The sequence below is a fragment of the Pseudomonas sp. HK3 genome (genome assembly GCF_052920985.1).
Genome location: NZ_JBREXD010000001.1, coordinates 724,221 through 747,625, shown reverse-complemented (window position 1 = coordinate 747,625; position 23,405 = coordinate 724,221). Strand labels below are relative to the sequence as shown.

Here is a 23,405-nt window from a genome sequence, read left to right as displayed (position 1 = left end):
ATTTAATGACGTTATCGTATGACAAAAATCAACTGGATGATAATTTTGTTCAACGCTTTATTCAGCATAGCCAGTCCCACCCAAATAAATTAGCATTGCATATTAGTCATATGGATAAAACCGTATGCACCCATGAAGAGCGTCTTAGTTATGGGCAGCTAGCCGACGCTATCAAAGCGTACCAAGCATTGTGGCGTACAAAAGGCTGGCGAACGAATGATCGTATTATTGTCATCATTAAGCCAAGTAGCCAATTGTATGCCATTGCACTATCGCTGTTAGCGTTAGGCATGACACCTGTCTTTATTGATACCGGCATGGGGCGTGAAAAAATTAAAATGGCCATTGAAGATTCAAATGCCCGCGCCATTATTAGCATGAAAGCATTATTAAAATGGTTTTGGTTAATTCCGCCTATGTGGAAATTAGATCGTTTAGCGATTGATGCAAAAGGGTTTGGTTATCACTCATTAACCACCCAATTAAATGCGATAAAGCTAAGTGAGAAGCATAGCGAAATTGAATCAATCAAACAAAGCGATACCGATCATGGTCTTATCTCTTTTACCTCTGGCAGCACTGGCCGACCAAAAGGCGCAGACCGAACCCACTACAGTTTAATTCAGCAGCACTTGGCGATTAGGGATCATTGGCCAGATAGTGAAACCGATATTGATAGCCCGTGTTTTCCTGTCATGGTATTGCATAATTTAAGTTGTGGCATGACGACAGTTATGCCAAAAGTGGATCTTGCTGAGCCGGCTAAAGTGGATGCCGCACAGGTACTGCAGCAACTTCAACAATTTAACATAACCCGTCTTAGCGGGGCTCCTGCGTATATTCAAGCCTTAGTGGATTATGCAATTAAGCATAATGAAATGAATGCCAGTGTGAAAACATTGGTAGTAGGGGGAGCGACTGTATCGGTTGAATTAGCGAAGGGAATTTTAGTGGCCTTTCCAAATGCCTATTCTCGTATTGTTTATGGCTCCACAGAAGCCGAACCCATTGCATCGATCGAAATCAAAGAATATTTAGCGCATTGTGATCAGCAGCTTGGTTATTTAGTTGGTAAGCCAGCTGAGCAAATCGAAATATTAATTGCAAATATTCCCAAAGGTACGCTTCGCGAGGATGATCTTTTAAAGCAAGCCGTACCGTATGGTGGCGTGGGCGAAATATTAGTCAGTGGCGAGCATGTATTAAAACAGTACGTTGATAACCCCAGTGCCAATGCGGAAAACAAGATTCAACGTGTGGCAGGTGTTCAAAGTAATCAATATTCGGTTTGGCATCGCACAGGCGATTCTGGTTTTTTAGATGGGCTAGGGCGGCTTTGGTTAACGGGACGAGTAAATGATACGTTATCAATTGATGGCAATATCATACAACCTTATCCACTAGAGCAAGCACTGGACAACATCGAAGGCATATCGCGTACGGCATTAATCAGTGTTGATGATGAACTGCATCTTTTTGTTGAAACAACACAGCAACGTATACAACCACTTTCAGGTGTAATGCAAAACAAAGTTGATAACGTATTAACGTCAGCCGGTATTGTTGATATTCATGTGAACGTTATTGCATGTATGTCCGTGGACGGCCGACATAATAGTAAAATAGATCGCGTTACGTTACGTAATACATTACAAAAAACCAGCCGCTAAAGATGAAAAACATTTTTAAGTTGTGCTCTGTGTTGGTAGTTAAAAATTATGAGTAGTAAGTCCCCCTTATTTATCGTGCGCTTGAATCGAATTGACCTGCTAACGCTGTCGAGTGTGATCACCACATTTTTTTCGATAATGTGCGCGATGAAATATCACCTCTATTTTGCCATGGCGCTATTGTTTGTGGCCATGACGGCAGATGCGCTTGATGGCATGCTGGCGCGTAAATATGGCTTAGAGCGAGAATTTGGCCGTTACCTTGATGGCTTTATGGATATGCTCATTTACTTAGTGGCACCGACAGTGATGATGCTGCAATGGGGATTCGATGGTTACTATTGTGCCTTTATATTATTAATGATCGCAGCAGGCAGTGTGCGGTTATCGGTATTTAATCAAATTGGTAATGTTGAAACCAATAGTGATGATGGTAATAAAAGCTTGAGCTATTTGGGCATGCCTGTTTTTTGGAGTGTCTTTATTTTAGCAGGAGCAATGTTGAGCGAAACAGTATTTGGTTTGTATGTTGCCCACATATTATTGGCGATCATGCTGTTTGTGTTTAGTTTTTATATGGTGGTCTCTAAGCCCTTTTTTAAATTCCGCTCTTTAGCCCAAATTTTATGTTTGACCATAACAGGCTTTGCCGTTTTTGCTTTACTTGAGTTACAGCAGTTTGGTGGGCAGTCGCCTTTAAATATATTACTGCTGGCTCTGTATTTACAGATCCCTGTGGTTATTGGCGGTGTTTTGCACATGCTGATGGTTACTCGCAATGATTTGAGCATGCTGGCTATTCCGATTCAGCGTAACTGGTTTGGCGCCAACAAAACATGGCGCGGTGTAATACTGGTGCCGACATTAACGGCATTGGGTGGTGCTTGTTTATACCCATTAGAGATGTTGTTTGAATTTGTATTTGGGCAAGGTTTATTGGGGCCGCTTTTATTGAGTGGCTGGCATCTAGTGCTATTGGGGTTTGTTGCGGGTGTGGGCTATATTTTGGGTGAACTCCCCAATTCCTTTTTTAAGCGCCGCATTGGCATCGAAGCCGGGCATGTGCCGGCAGACAAAAAGTACTGGTTCATCGCACTGGATCAGTTGGATTCCGCTATTGGAGTAACACTCGCTTATTGGCTGGTATTTGATATCGCATTTGATGTGGTGTGGCTGTATGTCATCACGTTCCCTATTACGGCACTACTGGTTAAACAGTGGCTATTCAATAAAAAGCTAAAAACCACCTCTGTTTGAGTGAGGTGAGTGGGCTCATCGTCAGTGCTTAACTAATGGGCTGTTAAGTGTAACCCTGATGGAATAAGGGTTTTTTGAGGCGAGTGGACAATATGAGGGATGGTCTGCATGTGATCCTAGAATAGGCATCGCGAAAAATGAAATTGCCACGTATAATCAGCCCACAAATCGCTCTAAGTTAACGCCGATTGTCGTCATATATGTGGCTATGACAGGACGCTTTTTGCAGCGACTAACAGAATTTAATGTGTTGTTCGGGCTGAAAGCCCCATGAACACTGACGGAGAGAAAAATATGGCACGTGGGTCTATCAACAAAGTCATCATCATTGGCACATTAGGACGTGATCCTGAAATGCGTTACTTACCAAACGGTAATGCAGTGTGCAGCGCAAGCCTTGCCACCGATGAAGGTTACAAAGACCGTAACACGGGCCAACAAGTGGATAAGACTGAATGGCACCGCGTTGAAGCGTTTGGCCGTTTAGCCGAAGTTATGGGCGAATACCTGAAAAAAGGCTCTAAAGTGTACGTTGAAGGCAAGCTACGCACCGACGAATACGAAAAAGACGGCATTAAGCGTTACTCAACCAAAATCATTGTTAACGAAATGACCATGCTAGACAGCCGTAACTCAGGCGATAGCAATAACATGGGTGGCGGTTATGCACCCAACCAAGGTATGAAGCCGCAAGCGCCTCAACAAGCTGCTCCTCAACAGGCGCCACAGCAAGCGCAACCACAATATGCCCAGCCTCAAGCGGCCCCGGCATATGGTCAGGCACCACAACAAGCACCTGCAGCACCTTATGGTCAGCCACAAGGTATGCCGCAACAAGCGCCTCGCCAAGCCCCACAACAGGCTCCTCAACAAGCGCCGCAAGCTCAGCCTAGCAATGCGTTTGATGATTTTGATGACGATATTCCTTTCTAGGAATTACCTAAGACTTAATTTGTAAAGAATAGCTACTAAGCCCCTATTAAATGGGGCTTTTTTGTATGTGCTTTAAAATAAGAGTGTAAAGGTAAAAGTATGTGGTCTGTAACGACTGTAATAACCGGTTATGTATCGAGACACTTCTGTTCTTGTTTCAGAAAATGATTGATAACCTGTCGATAGCATCCATTCTGTTTTAACGTTTCGAAAAATCTTTCCATAGGCGCATTATCCCAGCAGTTTCCGCGATGACTCATGCTTTGCTTAATTTGTAAGGGTCATAATGTTTGTTGGTACTTTAAGTTGGTGTAATGACAGTCTTGATCTGAGTGAAACATTAAACCTTTTGGTCTGCCTCTAGTTTCAAAAGCGGACGTAAAGTCATTTTTCTGATTTTTAAAAAATCAAATGATACTTTTAAAAATAATAACGAGAGCAGAAATACTCGACAGTAATATTAATACTTTCTTAGAAGGTAAAATTGAAGCGAACCTATGATAACGCGAACATAAAAAACCGATTAAAACACCAGGCAGCATTTTGATACTCAAAATATAAGCTTCCTGGCTCATTGAGCCCGATAGAATCAACAAGATAATTGAGATAGGTGTTCCAATTAGAAAAAAGCTAATCAAGGCTTGTCTCGCCTTTAATGGTGCTTGGTTTTGATACATTAGCGCCATCACTGGCCCACCAATTGACGTAATCGTGCCGGTAAAACCCGAAATAAACCCTGCGCAGAACAAATTAAATCGGTTTAAAGTGATCAGAAACCTTCATGAGAGAAAAAAATGAAGCACATAAAAGACTTAAACCTATCATCAGGCTTAATAACCATTGAGGAAGGTATGCTAATACCAAGATAGCCACCCAAGAACCTGGTAATCGAGCAATGACAGCAGGCAGTACTAAAGCGAGGGAAAGAGCTTGTTTCTCACTCAAAAATAACAATAGGGATAAAACAAAGCCTAAGATTAATATTGGTCCTGGCATAAAAGCAGGATTAATAAGAAAGAGTATCGGCGCGCTAATTAGCGCAAAGCCTATACCAACTCTTGCTTGAACAAGAATCCCTAACGCAACAATAACAAGTGAAACACAATCTATCGACGCATAATGTAGAGAAGCAAAAGAGAGCATCTAATACACTCTTTTACTGGCTAATAAGTTATAAAGGTCAAGCACCTGCACCTTGTCTTGATTGATCAGAATTCTCAACCAAAACTTCGGCACCAATTTGGTTAATTTCTTGCCAAAGTTTAGCGTCTATCTCGATACCATTATCTATGCTTTTTTCTTTCATCTTAGCAATTTCTTTTGCGCTCATATGAAATCTAGATTGATGATCACTTGAGTTTTGTAGCGATGAGGTAAGGTCTACACGAGAGCTACAAATAATGGTTAAAGCCTGCTTATCCTGATCATTGCTTTCAAGATTCGTAATTGCTTGGCTAAAAGAAGGATAACGTGCGCCCGCATTAATGGCGGCAGTGTATTCAGTGACTGAATCACTGCCGTTACGCCAATAAGCGACCACGCTGATACCACGACGTCCGCAATCTGTTAGGGCTTTGAGAATAAATTTACGGTTATGACAGTTATGTACACTGATAGTGGCAATACCACACTCAAGGGCTTTAGCATGAGCAAGGTCCACAGCAGAAGCAATACAATTCAAAGCACTGCGTCCATGGCTATCAATAATGGCAGATGTGCTGTCTTCATAAATCACAGTACTCATATCTTTGCTTCTATCTTCTTTTATATAGTGCAAAGTGCGTTGTAATTCTTGAAGACCATTTAACCCGTGCTTTTCTAACCATAAAATCATATTGGCAGCATCTTCATAGTTACCAACAAAATAGTTAGCCGCTTCAAAACAGCGGCGCAATGCGGCTTTTAACTCATTCATAGAAACATGCATTAGAGACTCTCCTCTGCTTTTGCCGAAAAGGGCATAAACCAATCATCGTTAAAACTGGTACCGATATCTTCTAAAAGAGGGGCGCCTTGAAACATGGTATTACGCACCCAAAGCTTGGATCTTGGGTCAAACTTACTTACGCCAAAGAAGGCTAATTTAGCTCTCAGAAGATGCATAGGTAGGACATTTTTGTCTAATAAATTGGCTTGAATATCACCATAGACACAACGGTTCATACTTTGTATGCGTCTAACAATACCCCTAAGCTTTGGTTTCGTTACCATGAAACGAGCAGTTGAATGTTCAGGGTAAACAGTGATGTATTCACATAATTGGTCGTAACATTTACGCACGGCATAACCCACCCCTAATGCCATTTGTTTGTCTTTGCCTTTTTCAGATGCTGCTTGACCTAAACGTGGTTCCATCTTTTCTTCTGAGCGATACCAAAAAATATCGCGAGAACCACTCTCACTAAAATCAATTTTAAGCGCCCAAGCATAACGGGTTTCTATTACTTGCTTTAGCGTCTGAACGGGCATGACCGGATCTAAATCTAAAAACTCTTCAGAGCCATGATAATTTTCAAGGTCATCCACTAACTCAGGGTAAAGCTCAAGTAATAATGACACTAAAAGTTCTTGCCCTTGTAAGGAGCATTTATCTTCACTCCAAAGTATCAAACTATTCCAGCTGTCTAAGCCAACGTCTAAGCGCTGCTTTAATAAATCAAGGTCAGCTAAAACATCAATATTATTCTGACTTTGCCATTCGTCTTCCGTTTCGGTTTCAGCCATATGATTCTGAACACGGTTAATTAAACGATTAAGCTTATCTTTAGCTTGCTCATCATAAAGGCCTAATTGCCTAACCCTTGCCAAGGCAAGTTCTCTCATTTCAACCCATTGGTTAATTAACAATGGATGGTTCATCAGGTAAGGTGCCATGCCTAAACCCGTCGAATTACCAATACCAAAAGAGCGCTTAATCTCTGGTTTCATTGGGTTATAGTGTTGGGGAGATCGTTTTTGAGCAATATGATCTGCTTGAAAAAGGCTAAAATTTCTTAGCATAAAACAAACAAACATCTCAGCAGAAAAAGGCCTTGCAAAATCAGGCCAGCGAGTCGAGACCTTCTCCCAATCTGCCATCCCCAATTTACCGCTGCCATATACAGCTGTAGTACGATAGAGATAGCCTACTTTGGCAATTTTTTTGATGTCTGGTTGGCCGCCTGTTGCTAATTGATCAACCACATAATCAAAATTACGTGCGCTTCGGTTAGCACGAGAAAGGACAAACACACGTGAATCAACGCGGCCAGCTTCTTGCTTAGGAACATTTTGACGCAAATTTTCGACATACATCTCATCGACCTTGCCTGCGACCAACGCCATGGTTAAGTCCCATTTTGAGGCAATTACTCTGTCATTTCGTTCATCCGCGGATAAGTAGTCGGAGAAGATTACAAAGCTAAACAAATCATGAGGAGTTTGAACTTCATAAATAACCGTCCCATAACCTTCGTCATTCAGGTCTTGAGTCGTCATATGTATCTGCCAACGCTCACGCATGACATGGCGAACAAGAATACGCATAAAGCTCAAGCGGCTTTGGTGCATTGCGCCTAAGCGCTCCAAGTTCATCACTTGATCTATTGGCCTAAGTGGCAACGCATTGTTCCCTTTTAATGAGAATTCAATTGCAGCAGGCGTCGTCATGGTGAACACTCTCTATATGAATTGGTTGCACTATATGTCCTTATGAATGGACATTTATGTTTCACTTTATGTTCTGCATCATTGACCATGCAACCTATGTCATCAAATCAAAAAGCTCTATCGTTAGATAAGATTTTCTAATCAAAACCATTTAAACCATTACTTTTACTAGCTTTGAGCCTTTTTTTTAAAATGCGCTTATTTCATTTCTTCGATTAGTATTAAGCAAACCTCGCCAACTAGCGCTTTGCCTTGCTTAAAATGAAATCAACCAAGGCACTCGCTGCAGGCGATAACGACTTATTATTAAGCTGTACTAAACCAATTTTTCGTACAACAAAGGGGGTATCCAAAGGAATGAAGCATAAAGTGCTACTCTCTTTCGGGAAGGCATATCGAGGTAAGGTCGTAATTCCCACACCGGCTTCTAGCATGGCAATTAAAGAAATCATATTCGAAATGTAAAACTGTGAGCGACCTAATAAAGGGCTTGCTTCGGTGTCTTCTAAAAGACGAGAGGTTCCGTTACGAATAAATCGGTGCTCTAACAAGGTTTTCCAGTGAACCCCTTTATGCTCTGCTAACGGATGATCTTTAGGGCAAACAACGCCAATTTGGTCTTCCCAAATACCATTAAAGGTTTTATCTGGGTGCTCCTCTTCGTGAAACAAACTGGCAATACCAAAATCGACCTGCTGTTTTTCAACCATTTTAAGCACGGCATCTGAATTATCATCAAAAAAGCTGACATTCAATTCTGGGGCATCTGCAACAAATTCAAGCAATAGTTCAGGCAATACCTGACTAGCAATGGACGGTACAGACGCTAATCGAATATGGCCTGCTTTATGATCTGCCATCAACATCATGTCCTGCGTAATACGATCATGATGAGCAATTAGCTCTTTTGCTTTAGGTAAAAACAATTTACCAAATGGTGTCAGTTCAGCTTTGGCCGATTTTGTTTTGTGTTTCTCAAACACCGGTTCACCCAGCTTTGCTTCCAAATCTTTTATCGACAAAGAAATCGCCGGCTGAGTTCTATGGGCTCGTTCAGCCGCCACATGAAAGCCTTTGAGTTCAGCAACCCATACAAAGTGACGCAGTTGAGTAATCTTAAGTTCTGGCATCATAATAAAAAAATCTTATCACTTAATATTAATTATTAATTTTTATTATTAAACCATGAGCACTAATATGAAGCCAATACCGCATAGGAGTAGATCATGTCCGATTCAGTTTTTCGTAATTACATCGCCGGTGAATGGGTTGATGGCAATAAAGATAATATAGACAACATTAGTCCAGCCGACACCAAAGATATCATTGGTACTTATGCTCAGGCAGATAAAGCACAAACACTGGTTGCTATCGAAGCGGCTAAGCAAGGCCAAGCTGAATGGGAAAAAAGTGGTCTAGAACAAAGATATTCAGTTTTGATGGCCATTGGTGATGAATTGATTGCTCGTAAAGACGAGTTAGGTGAATTGCTTGCCCGTGAAGAAGGTAAGACACTGGCAGAAGGCGCTGGCGAAACATATCGCTCAGGTCAATTCTTCCACTACTACGCGGCTGAAGTACTTCGTCAAATGGGTGAAACAGCTGATTCAGTCCGCCCTGGTGTTGAAATCGAAACTCGCCGTGAGCCAGTGGGGGTGGTGGGTATCATCACGCCTTGGAACTTCCCGACTGCTACAGGCGCTTGGAAAATTGCACCAGCACTTGCATACGGTAACTCAGTCGTTTGGAAACCCGCCAGCCAAGTACCCGCGAGCGCTTGGGCGTTGACAGAAATCCTTTCTCGCCAAGGTCTGCCAGCAGGCACAGTAAACCTAGTAATGGGTCCCGGTGCTGAAGTAGGCGATACGCTTATCCACTCTAAAAATATCAACGCACTGACATTCACAGGTTCACTTGAAACAGGACGAAAAGTTGCAGTAGCAACAGCGGTTAACCTGATCAAATGCCAACTAGAAATGGGCAGTAAAAATGCGCTGATCGTTCTAGATGATGCTGACATTGATAATGCGGTTGAATGCGCTGTTGGTGGTGCTTACGGTGGCACAGGTCAAAAATGTACAGCCTCTTCACGTCTAATCGTCACTGAAGGTATTCATGACGAGTTTGTTGCCAAAATGATTGAGCGCATGAAGAAACTGGTTGTGGGCCATCCTCTTAAAGAAGGTGTTCATATCGGCGCAGTTGCGGATGCTCGTCAAATGGAACAGAACCTATCTTACCTTGAGCTTGCTAAGAAAGAAGGCGGCGAATTGGCATACGGTGGTGAAGTATTAACAGAAGAAGCAGATGGTTACTACATGCAACCAGCGCTTTTCACTAACACTACGAACCAAATGACAATCAACCGTGAAGAAGCGTTTGCGCCTATCGCTTGCATCATCAAGGTGGCTGATTACGCAGAAGCACTAAACACACTGAATGATACAAACTTTGGTCTAACGGGTGGCATTTGCACAACCTCTCTCAAATACGCTAACGACTTTAAACGCAATGCTAAAACAGGTTGCGTCATGATCAACCTGCCAACAGCAGGTACAGATTACCATGTGCCATTTGGCGGACGTAAAGATTCAAGCTTTGGTCCACGTGAGCAAGGAACTTACGCAAAAGAGTTCTACACCGTTGTTAAAACCACTTATATGCGCGCATAACAAGGGGTGAACCATGCATCAGGATCTTATCGTCATCGATGGTTTGCAATACTCAAATTGGGACAGAAACATCTTCTTACAGCTTAAAGAAGGTGGTGTCACCATGGTACATGCGACCATTGTTTACCATGAACAAATTCGCGAAACCCTATTGCGTATTGGTGAGTGGAACACGCATTTTGAGCGTAATCCTGACCTAATTATGCCGGTTCGCTGTGCTGATGATATTCGAATCGCCAAACAAACAGGCCGTGTTGGCATCATGTTTGGCGCTCAGAATTGCTCACCGATTGAAGACGACATTGCCATGATCGAGATAATGCGCGAGCTGAATCTTATGATCATGCAACTGACTTATAACAACCAAAGTCTGCTGGCTTGCGGTTGCTATGAGGCCGTCGATAGCGGTGTCACCCGCTTTGGTAAACAAGCAATCAAGGAAATGAACCGTGTTGGCATGATAGTCGACATGAGTCATAGCGGCGAACGCAGCACCCTTGATGCGATAGAAATATCAGAGCGACCTATTGTGATTTCCCACGCTAATCCGTTGAGTTTCCATGAAGCAAAACGCAACAAGTCAGATCTAGTTCTTAAAAACCTTGCTGAGTCAGGTGGTTTACTAGGTTTCAGTTTATATCCTTTCCACCTTAAGAATGGATCAGACTGCCGCCTTGATGAGTTCTGCGACATGATAGCTAACACAGCGGATTTAATGGGAATAGACAATATTGGCATAGGGACAGATCTTTGCCAGCAACAACCACTTTCTATTCTTGAATGGATGCGAAATGGTCGTTGGTCAAAAACAAAGGATTACGGAGAAGGGTCTAAATCCAATGCGGATTGGCCGGAGCCTCTTACTTGGTTTAGGGATAGCCGAGATTTTCCAAATCTCACTAAAGGCCTATTAAATAGAGGCTTTAATCAAACTGAGGTAGCAAAAATAATGGGCCAGAATTGGTTACGATTCTTTGATGAAGGGTTAACACCTCAGGCCTCTTAAAGGTAGCCCTAGTTATTGAGCATGATATTCGTGCTCAATAACGACGGATAAACCCAATAAATATAAAAATAAATATCCTTCAGGAGAGTACCATGAGTAGAGTTTCTCAAGATGGCCTACAGTCTAATCAACCTGCTAACAGCGGTACTGGTTTACTCACAGGAGTAGACTTACCCGTATTTTTTATCAGTGGTGGCGGCCTAGCACTTTTTGTAATTGCAGCATTATATGACATCACTACGGTGTCGGCATGGGTGAATTCAGCATTCGCTGTTTCAACCAAATTGTTTGGCGCTTATTGGCAAATACTGCTGTTACTCACCTTTATTATTGGCTTATTCCTCGCCATTGGCCGCACAGGTGCGGTTGTACTTGGAGGTATCAAAGCGCCAGAAATATCTACGTTTAGGTGGATTTCTATCATCATGTGTACCCTGCTTGCAGGCGGTGGTGTATTTTGGGCTGCAGCTGAACCTATGGCTCATTTCACCTCTGCACCACCCTTGTTTGGTGAAGCAGAGGGCGCACAAGCTGCTTACAACGCATTGGCACAAAGCTTTATGCACTGGGGCTTTTTAGCATGGGCAATTCTGGGTAGCTTAACCGGTATTGTTTTTATGTATCTTCATTATGAAAAAGGGCTACCGCTTAAACCAAGAACCCTACTTTACCCTGTCTTTGGCGATAAAGTCATGACCGGCCCTTTTGGTGCCATTGTTGACTCTTGCTGCGTATTAGCAGTTGTTGCGGGCACAGTTGGTCCGATTGGTTTTTTAGGTCTACAGGTGAGTTTCGGTCTAGAAAAATTGTTTGGTATTCCTGATACCTACACAACGCAATTAGTTATCCTATTATCTTTGATTAGTATCTATACCCTATCAGCGGTAAGTGGTGTGACTAAAGGCATCCAAATTCTAAGTCGTGCCAACGTTATTCTTGCTGTTGTCTTGATGACTTTCATTCTTTTGTTTGGCCCAACCGCCTTTATTATTGATAGCTACATCCAGTCTTTTGGTATCTATCTTGATAAATTCATTCCAATGGCAACCTTCCGTGCAAGCCCTGGTTGGTTAGATTGGTGGACAGTATTCTTTTGGGGTTGGTTCCTAGGTTACGGCCCACTTATGGCCATGTTTGTTGCACGTATTTCACGTGGTCGAACCATTCGTCAAATGGTGCTATTGATCTCAGTGGTTGCACCTATCATCACAACATTCTGGTTCACCATAGTGGGTGGTAGTGGCTTAGCGTTTGAAATTGCAAACCCTGGAGTAATCTCTGAACCTTTCACAGGTTTCAACCTACCAGCGGCACTATTGGCTATCACAGAACAATTGCCGATGGGCTTCTTGATCTCTGTATTGTTCCTGATTTTGACGACTATCTTTGTAGCAACAACAGGTGACTCTATGACCTATGCAGTATCTATGGTTATGACAGGGACAGACCAACCACAGAGCTCTATCCGTGTTTTCTGGGGCATCATGATGGGTGTTGTCGCAGCACTTCTTATATCGATTGGATCGGGTGGTATTTCAGCCTTGCAATCTTTCATCGTGATCACAGCCGTACCGGTTTCTTTGGTACTACTGCCATCACTTTGGACAGCACCACAAATTGCGAAGAAGATGGCAGACGAACAAGGTTTATAACCTATTACCTAATTATGAGAGCCTAGTTATAAGAGCCTAGCCATTAATGCTTAGCCTTGCCCTTTGGGTAGGGCAATAACAAGCACAGCAATAAATAGAAGGGAGCCTCGGCTCCCTTTCTAGGTGCAAACTCTGCAGTTTTCAGAGTTCACTATTTATAGAAAACACATAGGACACACCAAGACCATGGCTCAGCCAATCAAAACACCCGTTAAAACAGACCTTTTCGCATCCAAAGCACCACTTGAATGGGCTGTCATTGCTAACGGGCAACTATCGACAGCTCAAATTCCAAATTGACCAAGAAGGTAAAGTTGTTGAAGGCGGTATAGAAGCCCAAGCACGCCAAACAATGGATAACCTAAAGCATACGATTGAAGCGGCTGAATTGACAATGGACCATGTCACTCAAGTGCTTATCTATGTTACCGATAGGTCTCAACTTCCAGTATTTAATAAGGTTTATGCAGAGTACTTTGCAGCTCCTTTCCCAAACCGTGCTGCAATGATAGTGGCAGGTTTGGCAAGAGAAGAAATGTTATGCGAAGTTGTCGCTTATGCGGTGGTACCTAATCAAAATTAACGCTCTAAAACACACGGTATTTTAGTGAAAAAATATCGAAATAAAGCTAACACTGCTTCCGATTACAAAAGTATATTTAATAGCAGATTCAATATCGCACGAGTTTGCCCCTGCGAGCGATATGATGGGCTGGGGTCATTTCTCGTCATAATAGCCATTATGAAAAGATTTAAAATAGAGGTTATAGCGGCCGCTTTCGCGAAATGATTTAAGTGCTGCGTTGAATTTTTTCATGAGCACTGGGCTGTTATTTGCGCTTTTAGGGAACAGCAGATAACTTAAATTATTCAAAAGCGGTTTGGGGTGATGCGTGACAAGGGATACTTTCTCTTCAGGGTAGTGCTGTTTTAATGATGAGTAACCTACGTTCATTTCTTCAGGGAAAACTTGAATACGCCCCAGCAATAATTTTCTCCAGTTTTGATATTGTGTTGGTACTCGTTCGATGACGATTTTACCAGATTCAAGCGCTTCATCAAAAGCGACACCGTAGCTATATTCACTACCGCCACCAATCATGACGCCTTGTAAATCCTCTAACGTGTTCCAATCAAAAGGGGTGGTTTTTAGATGAAAAAAAACGAACTGCTCATTTAGCACGGGATCGCTGTAGTAAAAATCCTTTTCGCGTTCAGGTTTGTGCATCCAAACGCCGGTCATGTCTTGCTTGCCAACCTTGGTTACACTGTAGGCCCTAGACCATGGAAAGAAGGTGAACTTTACGTCATAGCCTACTTCGCTAAATACATCGGTTAACAGGTGGCCGATAACGCCATTGTGTTTTAGTTTGTTAGATAAATAGGGCGGCCAGTCACCTACCGCAATTGTGATCTCTTCACTTAATGCATATCTAGGCACAAGCAGGCTTATTAAAAATAATATACTGATCGTTTTTAGCCACTTCATTTATACCTAGTCCCAAGACACAGAATTGCCATAATTATAGTTGAAATAGGGTGTTAGCTAAATAAAAGAACCATATTAGGTTGTTATTGCGTATACACATAAGTAAGTGGATTACTCACATTCTAAACCGCTTTATGGCGTTTTTTGCACCTATTATCGGCTAAAATACAAAGAAGTGTAAAACTTCTATTATGGTTGAATGTCCACACGCATAATGATTCGTTATTGATAACAGGCCTTTATAGACAGGTCTGGTTGTAAGCAATTTAAAGTAGGAACTCACATGTCGTTTAAAAAGAGCGCCGCGGTTGTCATCGTTTTGGTACTGGGGGGCGCATTAGCCACCGTATTGGTTCAGACCGCACCAAAACCTGAAAAGAAAACCGTGCAGAAAGTGGTTCCGTTGGTAGATGTGGAGCCGTTAAGCGCAGGCTCATATCGGCCAAGCTGGCAAACGGGTGGCAATGTGAATGCGAAGCCCAGTGTAAAGTTGATGTCCCAAGTGACAGGGCAGGTGGTTTCGATTCATAAACAGGCGGCGCCAGGTGCCATGTTGAAAAAAGGGGATGTGCTTGGTCAAATTGATGATCGTAATTACCGCTTTATTGTGGCTCAGAGACAAGCGGCATTGGTACAAGCGCAATCAAATTTAGATGTTGAAATGGGTCAGGTAAAAAATGCTGAAAACAATTATAAGTTATCCGGCCTACAGTTAAATAAAACCGCAAAATCCCTCGCACTGCGTGACCCTCAATTAGCGGCCAGTAAAGCCGCGCTTGAAATCGCTAAAGCCGACTTAGCTAAAGCCCAATTAGATCTAGAACGCACACAGCTGCGCATGCCATTTGATGGTCACGTGATGAGTATGAACTTAACCCAAGGCTCATTTGTGTCGGCTGGTTCAGAGGTATTCGAGCTGGTAGACAGTTCTGAATTTTGGTTGCAGGTTAAAGTGCCGCAAAATTTTGTGGGTGTTTTAGATAAAACTCAATCCGTGTTGATTAGCAAACCTCAGCAATGGGGTGATCAATATCGTGAAGGCATAATTAAACATATTCTACCAGCAGTCGATTCAGCGGATAGACAAGTACGGGTGCTTATTGCAATCAAAAAACCATTGGGTGATGCTTTTAAAGACACGCAAATTCGTTACAACGATTATGTTGATGTGATGTTGTATGGGCGCGCATTAGAGAACGTTTACCAATTATCGAACGATGCATTAAATGAAAATAACCAACTATGGGTTGTTGATAATAAAGACCAGTTACAATTGCGTGATGTTAAAATTGTTTATAAAGGCCGTTATCACTTGTGGGCGAATGTTGATGCGCAAGCTGGTGATCAAGCATTGCAAACACGCTTGCAAATTGCTGCGCCTAATATGCCTGTACGTATTGCGGTTGATGCAAACCGTGCCGCGGATGAGGCCAGCTTATGAATCTTGAGCAGTTAACGAAGGGCCCTATTTCTTGGATGGCTCGACATGGTATCGCACCCAATTTATTGATGCTGGCATTATTAATTGGTGGGTTACTGACATCGTTAAGTATTAAAAAAGAATTTTTACCCGAGTTCACTGTTGATGTGGTGTCGGTGCGAGTGGTTTACCCCGGCGCAACGCCTAGTGAAATGGAGCAAGGTGTTGTTTTACCTATTGAGAATGAACTATCTGAATTAAGCGGTATTGATGAGGTCACATCGAATATTCAAGAAGGTTATGCCAGTATCTTTTTAGAAATAGAATCAGGTGAAGACCTTCAACAAATGTATCAAGATGTTTTGCAATCGGTAAACCGGATATCAACGTTTCCGGTGCAAATGGAACAACCGATTATTAGTATTGTCGCTCGCCAGCACGACATAATGGATATCGCCTTGCATGGTGGGCTTGATCAGTTTGCAATGAAACGATTAGCTGAAAAAGTCAAAGAAAAATTATTAACTTCGCCCCATGTCACCCAAGTCAAATTAAAAGGCGCACCCGCTGAAGAAATTCATGTGGAAATTGATAGCCAAACCCTAGAAAAATATCAGTTAAGTTTGAATCAAGTGGCACAAGTGATTTCAGCGAATGCCATTGAGCAAGGCGCAGGCACGGTCAAAACCGATGGCGGTGATATTTTAGTAACCTTGAATGATCGCCAATACTGGGCCGATGATTTTGCCGCGCTGCCTCTTATCAGTGATGACAATGGTGTGGTGCTGACACTGGGCGATGTGGCTAGCGTAAAAGAAGGGTTTGAAGAAAGTCCAAATATCGTCACCTTAGACGGGCGTCATAGTGTGAGCTTATCGGTTTTTCGTGCAGGCGATCAAACGCCCACCACAGTTGCTGATTCGATTTATGGCATGTGGGATGAATTAGAAGCTATGTTGCCACCGGGTATGCATTTAACGGTTACGGATGATGATGCCCAATTATATAAAGATCGTTTAGGGCTATTAATTAAAAACGCTGTGATTGGTTTGTTACTGGTATTTATATTATTGGGTATTTTTTTAGAATACCGTTTAGCGTTTTGGGTCACCATGGGCATCCCCACTTCATTCTTGGGCGCCATGGTGTTTTTGCCCGCGTTTGATGTGTCGATCAATATGATCTCTATGTTTGCTTTTATTATCTCTTTAGGGATTGTGGTGGACGATGCCATTATTGCCGGTGAAAATATTTATGAAAATCTCGATAAAGGCATGTCTCGAATTGATGCGGCAATTTATGGGGCGAAAGAAGTTTCGATACCCTTAAGTTTTGCCATTTTGACGAACATCGTGGCATTCATGCCGTTATTCTTTTTGCCGGGTGGAATGGGGAAAGCCATGATGGTAATTCCTGCCGTGGTTGTCATGTGTTTTGTGATCTCTTGGGTTGAAGCGTTATTTATTCTACCTGCGCATATTTCTCACCTAAAAGAAAAGCCAGATTCTAAACTTGGCCAAAAACTGGATAGTATCCAACTTAAAGTAGACGGTTGGTTACGTCGTACGATTCACAATCGATATCGGCCAATGCTTGAAAAAAGTTTAAATAGTCCAGGGCTGACCTTATCGATTGCCATTGCTTTTTCTATGGTAATACTGGCATTTCCTATTAGTGGGCGTATGGGATTCTCTATGTTTCCTGTATTAGAAGGTGAGTCAGCGGTATTAGAAATTGAGATGCCGCAAAACGCACCGGTTAGCCAAATGATTAAAGCGCGCGAACAAGCAGAGCAGGCGTTGAATCAAATTATGGCGCCCATCGAAAAAAATAATGGTGACTTTTTAATTAGCACGACATCTGAAATCTCAGGTACCTCCTTAGAAGTAGATGCACGGTTATCGTCTGGTGATAATCGCCCGCATACAACTAACGAAGTGGTGACCATGTGGCGAGATGCGCTAGGGGATGTGGCGGGTGCAAAGAGTGTGAGCTTTGATGCCGAACGTGGCGGTGGCCCAGTGAGTGGGCGTCCATTTACCATGGAGCTACGCGGCAGTAATACCGAAACACTCAAGCAAGTCAGCGACGAATTAAGTGCTATTTTAGAATCGCTTAGTGGCGTAAAAGACGTGGCCAGTAGTTTTACCAGTGGCAAACCGCAATGGGATATTCAATTGAATAACCAAGGGCGTAGTTTAGGTTTAACCGCAACGGATGTAGCAAGCCAAGTGCGAGCGGCCTTATATGGTGCACGAGCGGTGCGCCAACAACGGGGAAAAAATGAAGTAACGGTATTAGTGCGCTTACCTGAAGAAGAACGTCGCTATCAAACCGATATCGAACAGCTATCAATATTAACACCTAACGGTGCTCGGGTGCCGTTGATACAAATTGCCAATTTAGAAAAAAGCGTTGCGCCAACGTTAATTGAACGTAAGCAGGGACAGCGCTTGGTGAGTGTGAGTGCGGCAGTGGAGCCTCGTTCGTTGATTCCCAATTTGCAGGACACATTACAGCAAGAGTATATTCCGACGTTGCAACAAAAGTACCCAGGTTTAAAAATGGGCTACGGCGGGCGACAAGCGGACGAACAAGAAAGCAAATCCAGTTTATTAAATGGATTATTTTTTACCTTGATGGCGATTTATATTTTATTAGCGATACCGTTTAAAAGTTATAAACAACCGTTACTGATTATGGCCGTCATACCATTTGGTATTGTTGGTTCGTTGGCGGGGTTGTTGGTTTTAAATTATGGGTTATCGATCATTGCCATTATGGGGATGTTGGCTCTGTGCGGCGTTGTTGTAAATGACAGTTTAATCTTGGTGGATTATGCAAATCAGTTAAGGCGCGAAGGGATTAGCGCTAAACAAGCCATTATGGATGCGGCCGAGCGCCGTTTCCGCCCGATTTTATTAACCACATTAACCACATTTGGTGGCTTGGCACCCATGGTGTTTGAAACCTCACGGCAAGCCAAATTCATTACACCAATGGCGGTATCGCTGGGTTTTGGTATTTTGTTCACCACTTTTGTTTGTTTGCTATTGTTACCAACTCTGTATGTATTGCTAGAAGGTAGGGGGAGTAATAAAGCGAGCGTTGTTGAACCTGAAAGTACGGTTCGTGATTAGAATGCTCAGACTCACAGACGCCTTCTCAAAGACGCCTTTACAAGATACAAGCGAGATCATTTAGCGCACTTAATAATGAGCGCCTTAATTTAGGTGCGCTCTCGGACGCTTATTTAGCCTTTAAAACCAGCACAATAGCCTGCGACAGTGGGGTTGATGCTGGTTTTGTCTTGGGATTATTGCTACATTTTGACTCCTCGAATTTAGGCATGTATCGATTGTTTATGAAAACACCATTTCACCTTGTGATCTTGGGCGCAGAGAACTCGGTTGGGCGCGCAGTGACTGAGCAGGCTCAAGCGAACAACATCTCTTTGCATGCCATTCACAGCACCGACTGGGACCTCACTGACCAAAGTAAGGTACAGGCGCGCTTATCTGAACTGACGCCTCAATTCTTGATTAACTGCATGAGCCCGGGGCCTAGCGGTACGTCTGCTCATATTGCCAGTGTGCTTAGTCAATGCTGTGCCGCGTTAAAAATTGCGTTGGTGCAAATCTCCAGTAATGAAGTGTTTGCTTATCAAGACGGCGAGATATTTGCTGAAGAAGATGAACCTCAGCCAAAAACGGAATCAGGGCAGCAGGTGTTGGCCGTCGAAACGGCGATCCGCAGTTCCCTTGAACATCATTTACTGGTGCGTATTGGTTGGCTGTTTAGCTCTCAAGGTGAAGACTCGGTCAGTAAGTTGTTAGAGCTTGCGCAAAACAATGAGCAGCTCAATCTTTCGGATAGTAAGTTCTTGTGCCCCACATCGGCTTGCGATATTGCGTCTGTGTTGCTTGCCATGGTGAACCAGTGTCGTTACGCCGATCTATGGGGCACTTATCATTATTGCAGTGCCGAACCTACCACTTTGTTTAAATTTGCAGAAGTTGTCGTTGCTGAAGCACGGCAGTATGAAGACATTAATTTACAACGCATCGTCGCGGATGCCAGTAATCAAATGAACTGTTTGTTTGCTGAATCAACGCCCAAGCTTGCGACCAAAAAGCTGCTGTATACCTTTGGTATTAAACCTAAGCCTTGGCGCCAAGCGCTTTCGCGTATTCTTAAAAAGCGTTATTTGAAAAAATAGTTCCATTTAACTCTTCGATACGTGTCATCGAATAAATGGCCCTTATTGATCGGGGGCTCTCGTTATACTGAACCCATCAGCATAAGGAGAGCATCATGGGTTTATTAGTTGACGGTCAGTGGCAAGACAAATGGTATGAAACCAAATCGCAAGGCGGTCGCTTTCAGCGACAAGACAGTGCCTTTCGTCATACTATTTCAGATAGTGGTCCCTTCAAACCCGAGTCAGGGCGGTATCATTTATACATATCCAATGCATGCCCTTGGGCACATAGAACCCTTATTTTTCGCCAACTTAAAGAGTTAACACAGCACATCAGTGTGTCAGTGGTGCAGCCTCATATGTTAGAAAATGGTTGGGAGTTCAGTTTGGCTGACGAACATGACGGTGAGTTTGTTGATCACCTTCATGGTTTTAAATTTGCACATCAGCTTTATACCAAGGCTAAGCCGGATTATAGCGGGCGGGTGACGGTCCCTATTTTGTGGGACAAGCACTCGCAGACCATAGTGAATAATGAGTCCAGTGAGATAATTCGTATTTTAAATTCAGCGTTTAATGACATGACGGGCAACCAATTGGATTTTTATCCACAGCCGTTACGATCAACCATTGATGGCATCAACGAGCGGGTTTATCACGATATTAATAATGGGGTGTATAAGTGTGGTTTTGCGACGACGCAGCAGGCATATGCAGAAGCTTATGATCAACTATTCAATAGTCTTGATTGGGTTGAAAGCATATTAAAGCGCCAGCCTTACTTGGCAGGGGCCGATATTACTGAAGCGGATTGGCGTTTATTTACCACTCTTGTGCGATTTGATGCGGTTTATTTTGGTCATTTTAAAACCAATAAAAAACGTATTGTGGATTACCCAAATACCTGGGCTTATGTACGTGGTTTGTATCAACAGCCTGGTATCGCGCAGACGATTAAAATAGATCAAATAAAACAGCACTATTATTTTAGTCATACCACGATTAACCCAACACAAGTGGTGCCGAAAGGCCCAGAGATTGATTTCATGCTGCCCATTTAAGGTGCAAAAAATAATGTCACAAATTCACACTCAGGCTGTCAGACTTTGCTAGTTTTTTTACGACGTTAACGTAAAGCGCTCATTTTTCAGGCTTAATATTGGGGTTTAAGTGAAACTTTTTTTAAATCGCCTAGAACTTTTGGCTTCGCTCTATCACAGCCAGTTTGGTTCTGGCACAATCTGGCCCTGAGTTTTGAAATGGCATTATCATGGAACGGATCCTTCGTTATTCTCTTATGGGCGCTTTGGCTGCATTGTCTTTTGGCGCTCATGCTGAGCAAGATCTATTGAGCATGTCATTAAGCGAACTAAATCTACCTGAGTTTGATGAATATTCCGTTCCTGTTGTGTTAACCGCAACCCGTTTACAGCAGCACCAAGCCGATGTTCCCGCCAGTGTGACAATTCTCGATGAACACTTTATCAAGCAAGTGGGTGCACAAAACTTAGCGGACCTGTTTCGTTATGTACCCGGTATGATGGTCGGCCCAGATAACAATAATAATGCGGATGCCGTGCATTACCATGGTGGCCCTGCTGCATTACCTAAAAATCTACAAGTACTGATTAATGGTCGCTCTATGTATCGCTCAGGTTTGGCGGCGGTCAGCTGGTATGAGATGCCGGTGGCGCTTGAAGACATTAAACGAATTGAAGTGGTGCGTGGCCCCAACAGTGCCAGTTATGGCTCGAATGCTTTTCAAGCGGTAATCAACATCTTAACCAAACACCCTGCGGATACGTATGGCTCATCTGTTTCACTGCAAGGTGGTAACAATGGTGAAGAGAACATATACCTTAAGCAAGGTGGTCATATTGGTAACAGTGATTACCGCGTGTCGTTTACGCAAAAGCGCAGTGATCAATTCGAAGTAGACAATGACTCTCGGCTCTCACGGTTTGTAGACTTAGAGCATTATTATCAAGCCAGTGGACTAGGGGAGTTTGAATCATCTGTTGTCGTACTTGATGCAAAAAAAGAATTAGGTGAAGGTTTTGACTTTCAAACCAATAAGAATGAAGTATCAGAGCAGCGAATTGAAGTAGGCAGTCGTTGGACCAAGGATTTAAGTAGCAAGCACCAGATTCAGGTTAGCGGATATACAACTCAATACAAACAGAAACAAAAAGCTAATGTTGAAGGTGTTTTTGTAGGCTTGCTTGATAAAGACTTAAAAGATCTGTTTTCATTAAACCCCGCCGCCGCGCAAGCAATTGTTGAGCAGCAAAATCCAGCGCCATTGTTAACATCGCCTGAAGAAACGGCGTTAGCGTTATCAATACAGAATCGCTATCTGCCAACAGGACCTGTTAATTCCCTAACGCCGGTATCGGGCGAAATTAATTCTGACTTAGACGAATACCGTTACGATATTGAAATTCAAGATACCTATATTTACTCACGTACCTTATCTTTAGTTAGCGGGGCTAGCTTTCGTCGTGATGAAGTTCGTTCGGATACCTACTTTAATGGCTATTTAAAAAACGATACGACACGATTATTTGGTAGTGCTACATGGCAAGCGACGGTTAAGACGAATTTGCATTTGGGTGTAATGGCAGAGCAAGAAAGTGATGCAGATTTGGTTTTTGCACCACGCGCTGCGTTGAATTATAAGTTCACACCGAGCCAATCATTACGCTTGGTTTATAGCGAGTCAGTGCGTAGTCCTGACTTATTTGAACAAGACGCATATTGGCAGTTAAACGTTGAAAACCCAGTGTCGGCAGCGCCGCTAAACGGCACCATTTATTATCAGAATACTCAAGGTCCTGGTAATTTAGACCACCAATATATCCGTTCATACGAAGTGGGTTATTACGGTCGTTTTAATCGCTTCAATAGCGAACTAGATGTGCGCGTGTTTGAAGAAAATTTAACCGATGTTTATTATCAGTCGTTAACACTAGATAATATTGAAACCATTGATGACATCACTATGCGGTTTCAAGGCGTTGAGTGGCAATACAGTATTGCACCGATTGCTGGGACTCAATTTCGTTGGGTTGGCGCGTATGTTGATGCGAAAACAAACATTGATAATGACTTAGATGGTGATAGAGAGCGTGTGATATTACGTGTGTACGCGAGAAACACACATACACTGTCATGGTTACAATCATGGGGCGATGCAACCAGCACCAGTTTAAATTACCTTTTGGCCAATGAATATGATGAATTGAATTCGTTGGACAGTGATCGCTCTTTGATCGAGCGTATCGAAATGAAAGCGATTCATAATATCGCGCTACCCAGTACTAACTTAGAATTAAGCGCTAATGTGCAGCATGATTTAATGTCAGGTTCTTATATTTGGCGTGGCAATGTATACAAAAATGAAACGCGCTTCCAACTTGGCGTTCGGTTTAATTTTTAACAGCCATTAAAAAAGCCC

The 23,405-nt window shown here is 42.9% G+C and carries 16 protein-coding genes and 2 pseudogenes; 12 read left to right on the top strand and 6 right to left on the bottom strand.

The window, feature by feature from the left end; genetic code table 11:
- Positions 1–5 precede the first annotated feature (5 nt).
- The 3 genes from ACU6U9_RS03540 to ACU6U9_RS03530 all read left to right on the top strand — a co-directional run bounded on the left by ACU6U9_RS03540 (position 6) and on the right by ACU6U9_RS03530 (position 3,860).
- Positions 6–1,670, top strand: a complete 1,665-nt coding sequence (locus tag ACU6U9_RS03540; RefSeq protein ID WP_446733703.1) for an AMP-binding protein — start codon at positions 6–8, stop codon at positions 1,668–1,670.
- 48 nt (positions 1,671–1,718) lie between these two features.
- Entirely contained in the window at positions 1,719–2,927 is a 1,209-nt protein-coding gene (locus ACU6U9_RS03535) for a CDP-archaeol synthase (protein WP_446733702.1), read from the top strand.
- A 294-nt stretch (positions 2,928–3,221) separates the two neighbouring features.
- Positions 3,222–3,860: a single-stranded DNA-binding protein gene (locus tag ACU6U9_RS03530; RefSeq protein WP_446733701.1), complete on the top strand. Its 639-nt coding sequence runs from the start codon at positions 3,222–3,224 to the stop codon at positions 3,858–3,860.
- Between the two features lie 93 nt (positions 3,861–3,953).
- Here the strand turns inward: ACU6U9_RS03530 and ACU6U9_RS03525 are convergent.
- The 5 genes and pseudogenes from ACU6U9_RS03525 to ACU6U9_RS03505 form a co-directional block, all read right to left on the bottom strand.
- Positions 3,954–4,234: pseudogene (locus ACU6U9_RS03525) on the bottom strand (integrase core domain-containing protein); the annotation flags it as partial.
- Between the two features lie 376 nt (positions 4,235–4,610).
- Complete coding sequence (locus ACU6U9_RS03520; protein ID WP_446733700.1) at positions 4,611–5,003, bottom strand: TSUP family transporter; 393 nt, start codon at positions 5,001–5,003, stop codon at positions 4,611–4,613.
- A 37-nt stretch (positions 5,004–5,040) separates the two neighbouring features.
- Complete coding sequence (locus tag ACU6U9_RS03515; protein ID WP_446733699.1) at positions 5,041–5,787, bottom strand: DUF3726 domain-containing protein; 747 nt, start codon at positions 5,785–5,787, stop codon at positions 5,041–5,043.
- A complete protein-coding gene (locus ACU6U9_RS03510; RefSeq protein ID WP_446733698.1) occupies positions 5,787–7,508 on the bottom strand; it encodes a hypothetical protein in 1,722 nt (573 codons plus the stop codon). Before ACU6U9_RS03510 ends, ACU6U9_RS03515 begins: the two co-directional genes overlap by 1 nt.
- A 239-nt stretch (positions 7,509–7,747) precedes the next feature.
- Positions 7,748–8,641, bottom strand: a complete 894-nt coding sequence (locus ACU6U9_RS03505) for a LysR family transcriptional regulator (RefSeq protein ID WP_446733697.1) — start codon at positions 8,639–8,641, stop codon at positions 7,748–7,750.
- A 93-nt stretch (positions 8,642–8,734) separates the two neighbouring features.
- On the opposite strand from ACU6U9_RS03505, the gene ACU6U9_RS03500 reads away from it, so the two are divergent.
- The 4 genes and pseudogenes from ACU6U9_RS03500 (at position 8,735) to ACU6U9_RS03485 (ending at position 13,421) form a co-directional block, all read left to right on the top strand.
- The gene (locus ACU6U9_RS03500; RefSeq protein WP_446733696.1) at positions 8,735–10,180 is read left to right on the top strand and encodes an aldehyde dehydrogenase family protein; all 1,446 of its coding nucleotides are present in this window, start codon (positions 8,735–8,737) and stop codon (positions 10,178–10,180) included.
- A 13-nt stretch (positions 10,181–10,193) separates the two neighbouring features.
- The gene (locus ACU6U9_RS03495) at positions 10,194–11,186 is read left to right on the top strand and encodes a dipeptidase (RefSeq protein WP_446733695.1); all 993 of its coding nucleotides are present in this window, start codon (positions 10,194–10,196) and stop codon (positions 11,184–11,186) included.
- Between the two features lie 92 nt (positions 11,187–11,278).
- Positions 11,279–12,838 carry a BCCT family transporter gene (locus tag ACU6U9_RS03490; protein WP_446733694.1) on the top strand — a complete coding sequence of 520 codons (1,560 nt, stop codon included), beginning with the start codon at positions 11,279–11,281 and terminating at the stop codon, positions 12,836–12,838.
- A gap of 198 nt (positions 12,839–13,036) precedes the next feature.
- A pseudogene (locus ACU6U9_RS03485) lies at positions 13,037–13,421 on the top strand (RidA family protein).
- Positions 13,422–13,556: 135 nt separating this feature from the next.
- Here the strand turns inward: ACU6U9_RS03485 and ACU6U9_RS03480 are convergent.
- The gene (locus ACU6U9_RS03480) at positions 13,557–14,327 is read right to left on the bottom strand and encodes a substrate-binding periplasmic protein (RefSeq protein ID WP_446733693.1); all 771 of its coding nucleotides are present in this window, start codon (positions 14,325–14,327) and stop codon (positions 13,557–13,559) included.
- Positions 14,328–14,610: 283 nt separating this feature from the next.
- Between ACU6U9_RS03480 and ACU6U9_RS03475 the strand changes: the two genes are divergently transcribed.
- The 5 genes from ACU6U9_RS03475 (at position 14,611) to ACU6U9_RS03455 (ending at position 23,387) form a co-directional block, all read left to right on the top strand.
- On the top strand, positions 14,611–15,768 hold the full coding sequence (locus ACU6U9_RS03475; protein WP_446733692.1) for an efflux RND transporter periplasmic adaptor subunit: 1,158 nt from the start codon (positions 14,611–14,613) through the stop codon (positions 15,766–15,768).
- The gene (locus tag ACU6U9_RS03470; protein WP_446733691.1) at positions 15,765–18,887 is read left to right on the top strand and encodes an efflux RND transporter permease subunit; all 3,123 of its coding nucleotides are present in this window, start codon (positions 15,765–15,767) and stop codon (positions 18,885–18,887) included. The genes ACU6U9_RS03475 and ACU6U9_RS03470 overlap by 4 nt, the downstream gene beginning before the upstream one ends.
- 224 nt (positions 18,888–19,111) lie before the next feature.
- The gene (locus ACU6U9_RS03465; protein ID WP_446733690.1) at positions 19,112–19,966 is read left to right on the top strand and encodes a sugar nucleotide-binding protein; all 855 of its coding nucleotides are present in this window, start codon (positions 19,112–19,114) and stop codon (positions 19,964–19,966) included.
- A 95-nt stretch (positions 19,967–20,061) separates the two neighbouring features.
- Positions 20,062–21,009, top strand: a complete 948-nt coding sequence (locus tag ACU6U9_RS03460; protein WP_446733689.1) for a glutathione S-transferase family protein — start codon at positions 20,062–20,064, stop codon at positions 21,007–21,009.
- 209 nt (positions 21,010–21,218) lie between these two features.
- The gene (locus tag ACU6U9_RS03455; protein ID WP_446733688.1) at positions 21,219–23,387 is read left to right on the top strand and encodes a TonB-dependent receptor plug domain-containing protein; all 2,169 of its coding nucleotides are present in this window, start codon (positions 21,219–21,221) and stop codon (positions 23,385–23,387) included.
- Positions 23,388–23,405 lie beyond the last annotated feature (18 nt).

Bases quoted from the DNA above. Each gene is read 5' to 3' on its own strand.
- ACU6U9_RS03460 (WP_446733689.1), top strand. From the start codon at position 20,062: ATGGGTTTATTAGTTGACGGTCAGTGGCAAGACAAATGGTATGAAACC.
- ACU6U9_RS03500 (WP_446733696.1), top strand. From the start codon at position 8,735: ATGTCCGATTCAGTTTTTCGTAATTACATCGCCGGTGAATGGGTTGAT.
- ACU6U9_RS03495 (WP_446733695.1), top strand. From the start codon at position 10,194: ATGCATCAGGATCTTATCGTCATCGATGGTTTGCAATACTCAAATTGG.
- ACU6U9_RS03530 (WP_446733701.1), top strand. From the start codon at position 3,222: ATGGCACGTGGGTCTATCAACAAAGTCATCATCATTGGCACATTAGGA.
- ACU6U9_RS03490 (WP_446733694.1), top strand. From the start codon at position 11,279: ATGAGTAGAGTTTCTCAAGATGGCCTACAGTCTAATCAACCTGCTAAC.
- ACU6U9_RS03455 (WP_446733688.1), top strand. From the start codon at position 21,219: ATGGAACGGATCCTTCGTTATTCTCTTATGGGCGCTTTGGCTGCATTG.
- ACU6U9_RS03535 (WP_446733702.1), top strand. From the start codon at position 1,719: ATGAGTAGTAAGTCCCCCTTATTTATCGTGCGCTTGAATCGAATTGAC.
- ACU6U9_RS03475 (WP_446733692.1), top strand. From the start codon at position 14,611: ATGTCGTTTAAAAAGAGCGCCGCGGTTGTCATCGTTTTGGTACTGGGG.
- ACU6U9_RS03520 (WP_446733700.1), bottom strand. From the start codon at position 5,003: ATGCTCTCTTTTGCTTCTCTACATTATGCGTCGATAGATTGTGTTTCA.
- ACU6U9_RS03515 (WP_446733699.1), bottom strand. From the start codon at position 5,787: ATGCATGTTTCTATGAATGAGTTAAAAGCCGCATTGCGCCGCTGTTTT.
- ACU6U9_RS03480 (WP_446733693.1), bottom strand. From the start codon at position 14,327: ATGAAGTGGCTAAAAACGATCAGTATATTATTTTTAATAAGCCTGCTT.
- ACU6U9_RS03505 (WP_446733697.1), bottom strand. From the start codon at position 8,641: ATGATGCCAGAACTTAAGATTACTCAACTGCGTCACTTTGTATGGGTT.
- ACU6U9_RS03465 (WP_446733690.1), top strand. From the start codon at position 19,112: ATGAAAACACCATTTCACCTTGTGATCTTGGGCGCAGAGAACTCGGTT.
- ACU6U9_RS03510 (WP_446733698.1), bottom strand. From the start codon at position 7,508: ATGACGACGCCTGCTGCAATTGAATTCTCATTAAAAGGGAACAATGCG.
- ACU6U9_RS03470 (WP_446733691.1), top strand. From the start codon at position 15,765: ATGAATCTTGAGCAGTTAACGAAGGGCCCTATTTCTTGGATGGCTCGA.
- ACU6U9_RS03540 (WP_446733703.1), top strand. From the start codon at position 6: ATGACGTTATCGTATGACAAAAATCAACTGGATGATAATTTTGTTCAA.